This is a genomic window from Nesterenkonia lutea, from assembly GCF_014873955.1.
GTDB lineage: Bacteria > Actinomycetota > Actinomycetes > Actinomycetales > Micrococcaceae > Nesterenkonia > Nesterenkonia lutea.
In genome coordinates, this window is record NZ_JADBED010000001.1 from 571,845 (window position 1) to 585,222 (window position 13,378).

Here is a 13,378-nt window from a genome sequence, read left to right on the forward strand (position 1 = left end):
AAAGGTCGTATATTGGCGAAGATTCCCTCAAACCTACACGGATACGCGATAGCGTGCCTCCCGGATCACCGCGGCCCTACGGTCGGGCGATAGACTCGGCGGTCATGGACGAAACTCTCAGCCCGGCCCGGCAGGCACGAACCGCTCTCGAAGCGACTCATGGTCTGCTCATCGCGCTGTTGCCGAAATTGAACGCCCTTCGCGCAGATGTGACGCTCAAGGCAGACGACACTCCGGTGACGGCCGCAGATCAGCTGGTCCAGACTGAAGCAGAGGTTCTGCTTCGTGCCCACTTTCAGGAGCTCACGTTCGTAGGCGAGGAGGATCGCGCCGGCTGGGATGAAGTCCCCTCAGGCTGGGTCGCCGTCGTCGATCCCATAGATGGGACCGAGAACTTCGCTTCCACCCTTCCCGAGTGGGGGACTGCCGTCTCGATCTTCCACGAGGGTGCCCATGTAGGAAGCATGATCGCGCTCCCTGAATTAGGTCGCCGTCTGATCACCGGAGACCACGTGACCTACGCGCATTCGCGCGTCACAGCGTTCTCCTCCGGGATCACGGATGTCCTCGCCAGAGATCTTGCGGCCACACCACAGTCTCGGGTGATGGGCGCAGCTGTCTACAATCTGTATGGCGTGGTGACGGGACGTTTCGCGCGCTTCATCAATCCTGTCGGTGCATACTCCTGGGACCTGCTCGCAGGTCTCCAGCTCGCCCTCGAACACAACTGTGAGGTTATTGTCGATGACCATCCCTACGATGGACGCTATCTCGAACCTGGCACGCGATACCGCGTCGAGGTACTCCACCGATACGATCGTCATCCTCGGTAAGGGACCCTCTGCCGACGATGTAGATTCTCGGGTCTTCACCGACAGCGTGGTGATCGGCGTCAATGACGCCGAGCGGATCCATCCCACTGACGTCACCATCTTTCACGAGGAGTGGGTGGTGGATTCCCTGATCGACAGTGGCCTCCACGCCGAGGCATACGTGACCTCGGTGGACTTCACAGTCCCGGGCAAAACAGTGGTCCACCTTCCCTTCGAGCCGTTGAGCAACGATGCCGAAGACATGGTCATGCTGCGATTCCAGAATCGCGAGGACATCGCCATCGAAGAGGCGATGTTCCTCACTGCGCTGGAACTCGCCAGGACCATCGCCGACCATCGCGGCCGCACCCAGACCGTCTACATGGTCGGCTTCGACTTCACTCCGGAGACAGGGACGTCGAAGAAGGCGACGACAGAGTTCCGTCCTGATCTGAGCAGCACCCGCAGTGCCGGCATCCAGATGCAGGAATTCATCCTGCGCAATGCCCTCTACGCGCTGCAGGACTCGAATCTCGACGTCCAGCAGGTCGGTGTCCGGGACTTCTCGGCGCTCACCGTTGAGCAGCTCAACCAGTTGCACCGCATTGAGGTCTCCGAGGCGGCCCCGGTCGAAGCAGGAACCGCGGAACCGACGGAGATGCCGGTTGTTGAGGTGACAGCGGAGATCACCACCAACCACTTCGGAGATCTCGGGCGTCTGGAGAAGCTGGTTCGCGCGGCTCACGCCGCTGGTGCTGACTGGGTCAAGGTCCAGAAGCGGGACATTGACACCTTCTACACGCCGGAACAGCTTGCGCAGCCGTATAAGTCACCGTTCGGGTCAACCTTCGGTGACTATCGCCGGCAGTTGGAGCTCGACGCCGATGGCTTCTCCTACCTCGACGAGCTGACGAAGGAACTTGGCATCAAGTGGTTCGCGTCTGTCCTCGACAAACCGTCCTTTGAGTTCATGATGGAGCTCGATGCGCCACTCATCAAGCTTCCTTCGACCATCTCGGAGAAGCGGGAGTATCTGGAATACGTGGCCCAGAATTACACCGGTTCTCTGGTGATCTCCACGGGAATGACCGACAAGGCGTACGAAGACTGGCTGCTGGCCACCTTCACGAAACAGGACACTCTCTACCTGCTCCACTGCAACTCCGCGTACCCCACTCCTGATGAACACACCAATATCGGAGTCGTGCGCCACTACGCGAGGCTCGCGGCCCAGCAGGAAGCCGTAGGCGGCCCGCGCATCGTACCCGGCTACTCGAGCCACGATTTTGGCTGGATGGCCTCAGCGTTGGCAGTTGCGGCTGGCGCTGGGATGGTCGAGAAACACGTCAAGCTCGGCAACACGGAATGGGCCCATTTCGACGCGGTGGCAGTGGACCTGGAGACAGATGCCTTCGTCGAGTACGTGGATGCTGTCCGCAAAGCACAGCTGCACGTCGGGTCATCGCAGAAACAGATCACCGCCAGCGAGCACCACAAGTACTGACCAGGACTAGCGTCCCGCTGCAGCGATCATGTGGTCGAGAACGGCTAGTCCAACCTTGCGCGGGGCACCATATGCCGGGTAGAGGAATTCAGAAATATCGGACCCCGGGTTCACGTCGGTGACCGTTGCGCCTTCTCGGCCGTGTATGGAGGGTGAAGAGATGTCTACTGCCGTAGCCGTCAACCCAGGGAAGGCCCACATGGCGTCGAGCGCGAGCTGTACGAGGCTGTCATCAACGATGTCGCGCACGTCGACGCTGATGAACGTCCCAGGTTGTGTCTCTGGCGCGAGAACTACAAGTTCCTTCTTCGGGGGAACCGCGTCATCACCGATGTCCCCAGGGGTCGAAGGAGACCCGACGGGGCGTCTGGAGCGCTTCTTGAGGTAGGCACACCGTCCGCGTCGAGTCATTTCCGCGTCGACCAATTCTCGAGTGCTTGAGATGCCGTCTCCGACCACGTAGAAGGGAACGCGGGCGACTGCAGCGATGGCGCGCTCACCGACGACGAAGAACCTCAGGCTGACGCCTGGCAAGACATGTTCGATCGCGATCTGACGCTCCACAGTCCGCAGAGTGTTGCAGGCAGCGACGATGCTCTCCCAGGCGGAAGAAAAATTGGCGTTGACGTCGTGAATCTCTACTGGGAACGGAGGGCGGGCTCGTCGAGAAACAGGCCTGAGGGACACGGCGTTCGGAGCAGACAGTGCGAATCGGCGGCCTTCCTCCCGGCGAGAGTCCAAGAAGGTCTGGGCGGCGCGAACGGGCAAGTGTGAGGCAGCCAGATACTCGCGGAGGGTTCCCCGGTCCAGCGTCGCGAGACGGGCTTGTTGACTGACTGCAGTCGTGTACTTGCCGTCGATGCCGCCGATGAGATGGCCCGCGTGAGTCAGGCGATATGAGGGAACGGCATCCGGGGGCGACAGTTTCGTCGCCGCGACCTTCCGCCGCTTCTTCGCGTCTGTGAGCAAGATGCCCCGGGTGGTCAAGACCTCAGAGTAGGTATTGAAGTTCTCTCGCTGCGGCTCAACCACCTCTTGAATGAACTGGTGGGTCGGGGACGTGGACCAGCTGGCGGGCGTTGCCGGTGCATCGCGAGAGGACATGCATCCCAGGATAGCGGGCGGAGTCGTCCGGGTGGCGTGGCGCGCTCGGGGCAGTCTCGGAGTCGAGAGAGCGTTTGGTAGCCTGATTCGTGGCTGTCACGCCACCCTGGCACCTCACGAGATCGCAGGTCTATGAAGTTCAAGATTGTCAACTACCAGGCCCATCGAATCAGCGGCTGGGTTTATGACCCCGAGTCTGACCAGGGGAACGCGGTTCTGGATCTTGTGGTCAACGGGGAGCCCGTCTCCGTTCTGACCTGTGACATCTTTCGTGACGAGCTCTCGCCGGAGGAGTTCAGCACGCGGAATGTTGGCTTTCTCGACACATTGCCACCGCGATTCTGGACCGGCGAGGAGCACGACGTCACGCTGACTCACCGCGGGTCCGGACAGGTCCTCACCGAGAAGCGGATGACTACCAAAGACTGCAGGCTCACCGGCGCGGACGAGTTGAGTGCCGAATGCATGGTGACACCGCACGGCCAGATTGCTGGGTGGACAAGTTCCGAGAACGAGCCGGCCTACGTCCGCGTCATGGTGGACGGCAGGGTCATCGACGAGGCGAAGACCAACAGGCGCGCTCTCCCCTGGAAGCGTGGATCGCTGAAGTTCGACGCTCCCGTCGGGTATATGTATGCCACGCAGATTCCCTCAGACTTCTTCGATGGCCAGCAGCACCGCGTTCAGATCTTCGCAGGTGGCGAGCCGGGTGCGGTTGTGCCTGTACTGGACCAGACGCTCACGCTCGCCGCAGAATACAGCGACGCCGCGGCTCGGGAAGCACAGCGCCTGCAGCACGATGCCCCCGATACTTCGTCTACCTGGCGCAAGGCGGCTCGGGTTCGTCCCGAAATCAACGTGGCCCACGTCGCGCTGACGGAATGCTACGCGTCCGTCACCCTGACGGGAGAGATCCAGCACCGGCGGCTTGTCCTTCGCTTGGGCGAGGCCGAAGTGATCTTGACGGCCCTGACGGAACCTCCGGAGGGCGACCCTGAGGCCGAGGGGACCCAGCGGTACGCCGGTGAGATCCCACTTGAGGGAAGGTTCTCCGGCTCCATTCCGCTCTGCGCTCCGGACGCGGAGCTCGGCAGCACCTACGACCTCCGCCTGGGAGACGCCACCGGCCGCAGGCCAGCCGGGCTCCCCGAGACCATCGTCCCGGACGCGGTAGGGAAGTTCCTGCTCTCCGAGACAGTTCTCGATGGCGGCATGTTCACCGGCTGGGCGTTCCACACCGCTGGACTTGATTTCCCTGTGGAGTTGGTCCTCCTGGAGATCATCGGGACGGTGGAGACGGAGGTTCAGCGGACTTCTGCCACGCTGAAGAACAAGCACGCGAAGCTGCAGCATGGCGTCCGGCACGCTGGCTATGCTCTCGCTCTGCCCGCAACGGTCCTGGTGCGCCGTGACACTCACCTGCGGCTAGTGGCTCTTCACAGCCGCGGGGAACGGGTGCTCTGGGAAGATCGTTCCTTTTACGCGACGAACCATTTCCTGCTCGCCCAGGCGCTCCAGGCCTCCACTTCATCCCACGCGCTCGAGCTCGTCGTGAACGCTCGCGAAGCGGGACGCAAGAACTTCGTCGAGTCCTTCCTCGGAACGTACAAGCACTCTCGCGCCGCCATCAGTCTGGAGCAGCTGGAGAATGCGATCGCCGCCCAGAAGCAGAGCGTCGGTGCGACGCTCGAACCGGCCCGCGGCGCCATCTGGTACTGGGTCCACGAGCTGCGCGCCAATCCTGGTCGCCTCCAATGGTTCACCACCAACGCAATCCGCAACCGCAACGGTGGCGCCCGTGACGTGCTGGCCTACGCCGCTTCAAAGGGCCGCTACGACTTCGATCAGCTGCACGGGGTCCTCGAGTCCTACCGCGCGCGCCTCTTTCGGGACGCAGCCGGGGACATGCTCAGCGAGGAGCACTGGAAGTCCGGCGTGCTGGCCATGGCTCGGTTCCTCTTTGCCTCTCCCAGAGATGAAACGGACCAGCTGGACGCGCTGACTCTCTTCTCCATGATTGAAGCGTGGCACGGGGTCGAGGACATCACGGGCGCTGATCGCGCCTTCTACGGCGATCTTCTCCGGTGGCGCGGCGAGTTCGAGGAGTCGGCGCACGTCCTCACAGCAGAAGATCCCGATGCCGAACACGACTATTCGCAGAACCTGTTGGCGCTCAACGCGGTCAACCCCCACGTGACCGGCATCTCGAGTTACTCCGATGCCTGGCTGGCGGGCTTCAATGAGCTGCTCGACGAAGACGGGGTTGCCCCGATCTCTATGCAGGACGGTCACATCAGCTTCTATAACGTCACCACGGAGCTGCCTCCAGCGGCTGAGGATCCGGACGCGCCCTTGGTAACCGTGATCATGCCGATCTACGAACCCAGCGCCGCCACCAATGCGGCAGTGGACTCTCTCCTGCGGCAGACCTGGCGCAAGCTCGAGATCATCATGGTTGACGACTGCTCACCGGTACAGGACACCGAGGGGCATCCCACTCCATACCGACAGCAGCTGCAGGACCTTGCTGCGCGTGATCACCGCATTCGGCTGGTGCTCAATGAGGTCAACCGTGGCTCCTACTCGGTGCGCAACGAGGCGCTGGATCTTGCTACGGGCGATCTGATCACCGTGGCGGACAAAGACGATTGGCACCATCCTCAGCAGATCGAGCTGCAGGTCCGTGACTTCCAGGTGGTACCGGAACGCGTAGCGAATATGACCAACTGGGTCCGTGTGGACGAGCAGCTCCGTCTCATGCTGCGTTCAGCCACGGGACGGGTCTATTACCCCTCTATGGCCTCCCTCATGTTCCGGCGTGACCCGGTGCTGACGGATCTGGGCTACTGGGACACCGTCCGCAAGTCCGGGGACTCGGAGTTCAAGAGCCGCATAGAGAATTACTACGGGATCACCGTGGAACCGATCACGCGGGCGCCCCTGGCCTTCGCGCTGATGGACGGAGCGAACCTCACTCGCGACGACATGGGCGTGGGATACCTCGCGCCAGAACGCCGAGCCTATCTGCGCGGCTATAAACGCTGGCATCGCGAGATACGGGAAACCGATGAGTCCCCGTACATGCCGAAAGCTCCCGGGGAACGTCGCTTCGTCGCCCCGTCGGCTTACCTGCCGGGTGCTCGCTCGGAAGGGCCTGCCCAGTATGACGTGGTCTTCGCCTCAGAGTTCGGCTTTCTCGCCGGCAACTCCACCTCGCTCTTCAACGAGATCTCGGTCTGCCTCGACGCCGGCCTCCGCGTTGGGGTTATCCCGTTCCAGAACGGACTCATCCCTTCAGCGTCCAAGCGACAGTTCAGCCGCAAGATCGATGAGTTGGTGCTCACGGGACAGGTGGATCGCCTCGCCCTGGAAACCGCGGCTGAGACCGACCTCCTCGTTGTGCGGTGGCCGACTGCCGTGCAGGTCGTGCCGGATGTACCCGCCGGACTCAAGCCCAAGAAAGCCGTCATCGTCTCGAACCACCCGCCGTTCGAACCGAGCGGTGAACGGCGCAGCTACGACATCGGGGTTGTCACACGCAACATCGAGGGGCTCTTCGGTGTGCGGCCGCTCTGGGCGCCGCAGAGTGAACAGATCGGCGCCATGATCGCTCCGTTGATGCCAGCATCAGATCTGACCGGCTTCTCCTGGAAGGGCATCATCGAACTCAAGGATCAGGCGACACAGAACCGATTCCGAGAGGGTCGGCCGACTATTGGACGTCATGCCCGCGACGATGCAGCGAAGTGGCCATCTGACCGCAGGGTCTTCAAACAGGTCTACCCTTCCGACGGTTCCACGAATGTCTGCATACTCGGTGGAGCGAAGGTCCCGGTACAGAGGGGCTTCCTCTCGCGGAACCCACCCTCCTGGGAGGTATACGCCTTCAACGAGATCAGCGTGGAAGAGTACCTGTCCGAGAAGCTTGACTTCTTCGTGTACTTCCACAGCGATGGTTGGCTCGAAGCTTTCGGAATGGCCATCCTCGAGGCGATGAGCTACGGGGTGGTCTGCGTACTACCACGGCACTTCGAGCCAGTGTTCAAGGATGCTGCGGTCTACTCGGAACCGAACCAGGTCGACCAGGTCGTCAACGGGCTATGGGATTCGCAACGTTACGCTGAGCAGCAGCAGCGCGCGGTGCGGTTCATTGACCAGGAATGTACTCCGGAGGCGTATCTCAGGCGCCTGACCGACCTAGGCGTAGAGGTGAAGCAGAATGAGGGCTAGGAAGACATCGATGAAGCACTTCGACTGCGGGACGTACGACTTCACACCGCTCAAGGAGTACATGGAGTCCTTGTGTCACGCGCACAAGCTTGCGTGCCGAGATCTCCCGCATGAGTTGGGCCACGCAGGAGCGGAAACGGGGAAACGTTTGACTCCGTCCTCGACCGTCTCAAGGAGGCCTCAGCTGCATGTCTGAAACGCTCAATTTCCCCGTTCCCGGTTTCGTTGGAAGTGCAAACTGGGGTAACCAGTGGTACTTGGGGAACTCTCGCGGGACCTCCGTCGGGTACAACAACCTTGGCCAACTGAGTATTGACAAAACGCACAAGCATACGTCCCACGCGATACTCAATGCGACTTCCGCAGATCTGAAGCGTCTGAGCGATGGGCGGGGAGTGCCTGTCGGGGCAGTCAGAGCGTACTCGGTTCATCTGAACGGCGTCAGATCCGGTGGCATAAAGGTCCAGGTGGCTATCCATGCCTATGGTCGTGAGGGAATACAACACTCTCGCATGCTGGTCGAGAATGGCGAACGTCTGCTGTACGTGCCTGAAGACGAGCACACGGCGCTCGTAGTTTCGCTGAGGATGACTGGTTCTGGCTCATTCACAGTCCGGAATCTGGAGTTCAATCCCAGTCCGATGCGCGATACCCAAGATCCCGGTCTCCACATACTTCCTGAGATGACGACTCGAGGCCCATCTTCCAGCAGGACAGTTGCCGCCGGTCTGAACGTCCTGATGCCCCTACGCCAAGCGCTCTATGCGAAGGTGCCCCTAGACGCCTTAATGACCCGGGAAGACGCCCTTCATGTCGCAGGACCGCTCATCGACGATAGGCGGATGCTCGACGCCAAGGTCATCGTTGAACACTTTGATCTCTACGAAGATCTGCCGACTACCCGGCTTCGAGTCCTGTTCTGGCACGGCAAGAGAGCTGGGTACATAGTTCACGCGCTAGCTTGCATTGACCAGTTACAGCGCCGAGGCGAGAATGAAAAAGACGCTCTCGTTGCGTCGAAATTGCGGTCCGAGTTTGAGTTTCATAGGGACCCGTGGGCGCAACTTGCCGAGCTTGAGCACAGTGATTGTCATACCACATCCGGCCCGGTAATCCATATGGTGGGGAAAGCAATGCCGGAGAAGCAGACTGGTTACACAGTTCGCACCAAGCACACCGTTGATGCGCTCCGCCGGGCCGGAATTCAGTCCGTAGTTGCCGTGCAGGTAGCGGGGAACCACGAGGGCGGCCTTACTGAAACCATCGAGCATGACGTTGATGGCGTGCCCACTGTAATGTTCGGCGGAGCTCCAACCCAGGACACATTAAAGGGCGCCTGGATGCAGCGCAACGCTGACGAGCTTCTTGAGCTGGTCAAGCGGGTGCGTCCCAGTGTGATTCATGCACATTCGGACTTCACTAATGGAGTACTTGCTACACACATCGGCACAGCTGCGGGTATCCCCGTGGTATACGAATCTCGCGGTTTCTGGGAAGAGACGTGGATTTCGCGCGTGGGAAAGGCCCAGGGCTGGGAAGACATCGACCGGGTGTTCAGCATGTACGGGGTGCCTGACCTGTATAAACTGCGACGCGATACCGAGCGGCGAGTCCGTGAGAGAGCGGACCGGGTCGTAACACTTGCCGAAACAATGAAGAACTTCATCCTAGGTGAGAGCCCGGACGGGAGCATCACGCCTGATCGGGTACATCTCGTCCGCAATGCCGTGGACGGTGAAGACTTCCCCGTTCACGGTGAGGACTCAGGTCTTCGCGAGACCTTGGGAATACCCGCAGAGTCTGTAGTCGTGGGTTACATCTCTTCGATGGTTGAGTATGAAGGTGTGGAAACGCTTATCGACGGGTTCAATAGACTGTCTAGAGATCGTGAAAACGTCCGCTTGTTGCTTGTTGGTGACGGGATGCATCTCAATAAACTCAAGAAGTACGCCGAAGGCGCAGGCGTTGAGAATATCGTTTTCACGGGACGAATACCGCATGATCGGGTTGCCGAATATTATCGCGCGATTGATATATTCGTTGTTCCTCGTCGACGCTCGAGGGTTACGGAACTCGTAACACCATTGAAGCCGTTCGAAGCCTTTGCCACTGGGCGGGCGGTCGTAATGTCTGACGTGTCCGCCCTTGCGGAAATTGCTGCTGACAGCGGGGGTGCCGCGAGACTCTTCCGAGCCGGCGATGATCTCGATCTAAGTATTGTTCTTCGCGACCTAGTTGACAATCCGGACCTAAGAAAAACTATCGGATTGCGAGGGGCGAAATGGGTTCGGGAGCACCGTTCATGGGCCGCGAACGCATCTGCTTATTCACGCATTTATGAGGAATTAGCGAATGCGTGAGAAATCCGTTTGTCACCTGTCGGGCGTATCGATTCGCGACGCGGGGCGCTGGGCGGCTGCTTTAAAGAACGAGCCTGCCGACGATCTGACGCAATACTTCAAATCTGGCAGCCAGGATGTCCGCGAAGTGATTGACTTTGGCTGGAAATTCGAGGACTTCAATGTTGTCCCCATCTCTACAGAGACCGCGTGGCGAGAGGTCGCGCCAGACGACAGAACTTGGAACTTCAAGTTACATACCTGGGAGTTTCTGGATCCAGCCGTTAGGGAGTATCTGAGTAGCGGACAGCAACACTACCTCGAGTGGGCCGTCGACGTCGCAGTCTCCTGGACGAACGCCGTTCTGCCAGCCGATGAGCCGGGGTTCATGGAATGGTACGACATGGCGTTATCTCTGAGGTCGCCCAGATTAGCGGGACTGCTTGTCCTGGCCTCGAGGGCCGGGTTCCGAGCCGAAGCGTTGCGCCCGCTTTTCGCCCTTGCACTTTCGCACCGAGACACTCATGAAGCGGATGAGTCCTTCGTCTCACGAAATAATCATGGATTCTATGCGGCCATGGGGCAAATCGTCCTCGCCCGATCGATGCTCTGCCTTCCCGGCATGACTTCCCTTCACCTCCAGGGGATGAAGCGTATGGAGGGTATGGCTCAACAACAGTTCCTCCCTGATGGGGGCCATGCGGAACATTCTCCGGACTATCACCGCATGTTGCTGGGTTCGTTCCAACAAGCTACAGACCAAGGTTTCGTGACTTCTCCAGATGTACTCCGCCGTGTGGAGCGGGCTTCGGAGGCTTTGGGCTGGTTCGTGCAGCCCAACGGGAAGATTTTGCAGTTCGGAGACTCTCCCGCACGAAAGGTGACAAGTGCAAAGTCGACGGCAAAAAGCGAAAGAACGAAATTCATCGTCACGAACGGCCGCCAGGGCGAGTCGAACCCTGACGAATTATTCGTTCTTCCTGACACCGGTTACGCGATAATTCGGTCTCCCCAGCCTGATTCGGTAGACCAGCTAGATTCCAGTTCCTATTTAGCTCTTTCTGCGGGTTTCCATTCTAGGGCACATAAGCATTGTGATGATCTGTCGCTCGTCTGGTGGCACAGGGGAATAGAAGTTTTGGTGGACGGAGGAAGGTATGGGTATGGACCTCAGCTGCCTAAGAGCTCGCCGCTTCGCAAAGAGGGCTACTACTACGACTCGGTCGAGCGCCAGTACGTCGAGTCGGTCTTCGCACACAACACTGTGGCTCTAGATGGACAGAATCATGACCGACGTCGCGCACCGTACGGTTCAGCGCTGTGTCGCGCCGTACGAGAAGGCTCCCGCTTTGTGATGGAAGCTTTTGTGGACCACGGCGCGTGGAGTCATCGTAGGACGATCGAGCTCCGCGTAGGAGAACGTGCTGGCCTCGTTGTAACAGACCTCGTCGACGCTGAGGACGGTGGAGAGCACGAGTACAACATCACGTGGAACTTCGACGGCGCCCTGGACCTTGAGGCCAGACGAAATGGCGAGATCGAGCTCGGACACCAGGGTGAACGCTTAATGACCATGAGTTCGCGAACGGCACCTATCGAATTCGAGGTGGTGAAGGGGAGGGAGAACCCGCTACGAGGATGGAGGTCGCGCGAGGACAGGGTTCTGGAGCCGGCGTGGTCCGTTCTAGGAAAAGGCAGCTTCGTTGACCAAACGACGATCGTGACGGAGTTTAACGCGGCTGAATCCTGACGTTCTTGTGAGACGTTCGACGCATCGTGGGGCACCTCAAATTGACCTAGGCCGGGCGGGGGAGCGACCACGGGAAACGAGATGCGAGGGCATCCTCTTTGAATCGGAACCGACTGTTCCGATTGCCTGAAAGATGAACATAGAGCATGCGTCCCGCCCCGCCGGCATCTCGTGCCGCGCAGGCACCGCCCAAACAGACCGGCATGGGGATGTGAGGATAGTCTGGGTACTTGTAGTTGTGTCAGATCAGTCATGCGGAGGATAGGCCAGGTGCGGTTTTGGTAGTTAGTTTCCCCGTCGTCGGGGTAGTTGGGCTCGGATACATCGGTCTGCCTACGGCGGCGATTTTTGCCGACCACGGCGTCAGCACGGTTGGCGTAGACATAGATCAGCGAACTGTGGACGCAGTCAATCGGGGAGAGGTTCCCTTCGTCGAGCCGGGTCTGCGAGAGGTGCTCGAACGCGCAGTTGCTTCAGGTCAGCTGAGTGCCCAGACCGCTACGCCAAAGGCAGATGCTTACATCGTCGCTGTGCCGACGCCGTTCACCGACACGCACTCCGCGGACCTCTCCTACATCGAGGCAGCCGCCAAGAATGTTGCGAAGGTGCTCGAAGGCGGGGAGCTCATCATTCTGGAGTCCACGTCTCCTCCAGGAGCAACCGAATTTATGCGCGATGTCATTCTTCGAGAGAATCCAGAACTGGATGACTCCGACCTGCTGGTCGCGCACTGCCCCGAACGGGTGCTTCCAGGCAAGATCATGGAAGAGATGATCACCAATGACCGGATCATCGGTGGACTGACCCGCGAAGCAGCCGAAGCGGCCCGGGATCTCTATTCAGCGTTCTGCAAGGGCGAGTTTCTGCTCACCGATGCCCGCACCGCGGAAATGGCCAAGCTCACCGAGAACAGCTTCCGAGATGTCAACATCGCCTTCGCCAACGAGCTCTCCATCATCAGCCACAAACTTGGCATTGACGTGTGGGAGGTCATCGAGCTGGCCAATCACCACCCGCGGGTGAACATCCTCCAGCCCGGTCCCGGCGTGGGCGGACACTGCATCGCGGTGGATCCCTGGTTCATCGTCGACGCCGCCCCGGAGCAGGCCAACCTGATCCGCACCGCCCGACAGACCAACGATGCCAAGCCCGAATGGGTGCTGGGCCGCATCGAGCAGGCGATGGAGGCCGCGGGTGATTCACCGACCGTCGCGCTGCTGGGACTCGCCTTCAAGGCCAACATCGATGACCTGCGTGAATCTCCCGCCCTGCGCATCGCCGAGCAGCTGGCCCAGCGGGCGCCGAACGCCGAGATCCTCGCCGTGGAGCCCCACGTCGGAGAGCTGCCACGCTCGTTGCAGAGCTTCGGCAATGTCAGCCTGACAAACCTAAACCAGGCACTTGAACAGGCGGACGTGCTCGTACTGCTGGTGGATCACGACGTGTTCAAAGCAGTACCGTCAACGCAGCTCGGGGACGCAACTGTCATCGACACTCGGGGCATCTGGCGCTGACCCTGTCGCGGCATATTCTCGGTCCGTCCCGTTGCGGTACGGTCGGGGTTGTCGTTGCCGAGCTCTGAAGTAGCGGCGCTACGCACGTCTGCCCACCATAGGAGAGATCATTTGTCGTCGTCATG

Annotated in this window: 7 protein-coding genes; 6 read left to right on the forward strand and 1 reads right to left on the reverse strand. The window is 60.1% G+C overall.

Features of this window, described 5'->3' with window-relative positions; translation table 11 throughout:
- Positions 1–104 precede the first annotated feature (104 nt).
- Both H4W27_RS02685 and H4W27_RS02690 read left to right on the forward strand, forming a co-directional pair.
- Positions 105–833, forward strand: coding sequence for an inositol monophosphatase family protein (locus H4W27_RS02685; RefSeq protein WP_192594561.1), 729 nt, complete (start codon positions 105–107; stop codon positions 831–833).
- Positions 760–2,316, forward strand: a complete 1,557-nt coding sequence (locus tag H4W27_RS02690; RefSeq protein WP_192594562.1) for an N-acetylneuraminate synthase family protein — start codon at positions 760–762, stop codon at positions 2,314–2,316. The genes H4W27_RS02685 and H4W27_RS02690 overlap by 74 nt, the downstream gene beginning before the upstream one ends.
- A gap of 6 nt (positions 2,317–2,322) precedes the next feature.
- Here the strand turns inward: H4W27_RS02690 and H4W27_RS02695 are convergent, their stop codons facing one another.
- Positions 2,323–3,420, reverse strand: coding sequence for a hypothetical protein (locus tag H4W27_RS02695; protein ID WP_192594563.1), 1,098 nt, complete (start codon positions 3,418–3,420; stop codon positions 2,323–2,325).
- A gap of 132 nt (positions 3,421–3,552) precedes the next feature.
- Here H4W27_RS02695 and H4W27_RS02700 point away from each other — a divergent pair, with 132 nt between their 5' ends.
- The 4 genes from H4W27_RS02700 (at position 3,553) to wecC (ending at position 13,253) form a co-directional block, all read left to right on the forward strand.
- Positions 3,553–7,650, forward strand: a complete 4,098-nt coding sequence (locus tag H4W27_RS02700) for a glycosyltransferase family 2 protein (protein WP_192594564.1) — start codon at positions 3,553–3,555, stop codon at positions 7,648–7,650.
- Between the two features lie 188 nt (positions 7,651–7,838).
- Positions 7,839–10,010 carry a glycosyltransferase gene (locus tag H4W27_RS02705; RefSeq protein ID WP_192594565.1) on the forward strand — a complete coding sequence of 724 codons (2,172 nt, stop codon included), beginning with the start codon at positions 7,839–7,841 and terminating at the stop codon, positions 10,008–10,010.
- Positions 10,003–11,739: a heparinase II/III domain-containing protein gene (locus H4W27_RS02710; protein WP_192594566.1), complete on the forward strand. Its 1,737-nt coding sequence runs from the start codon at positions 10,003–10,005 to the stop codon at positions 11,737–11,739. The genes H4W27_RS02705 and H4W27_RS02710 overlap by 8 nt, the downstream gene beginning before the upstream one ends.
- A 278-nt stretch (positions 11,740–12,017) precedes the next feature.
- Positions 12,018–13,253, forward strand: coding sequence for a UDP-N-acetyl-D-mannosamine dehydrogenase (wecC, locus tag H4W27_RS02715; protein WP_192594567.1), 1,236 nt, complete (start codon positions 12,018–12,020; stop codon positions 13,251–13,253).
- Positions 13,254–13,378: the final 125 nt, after the last annotated feature.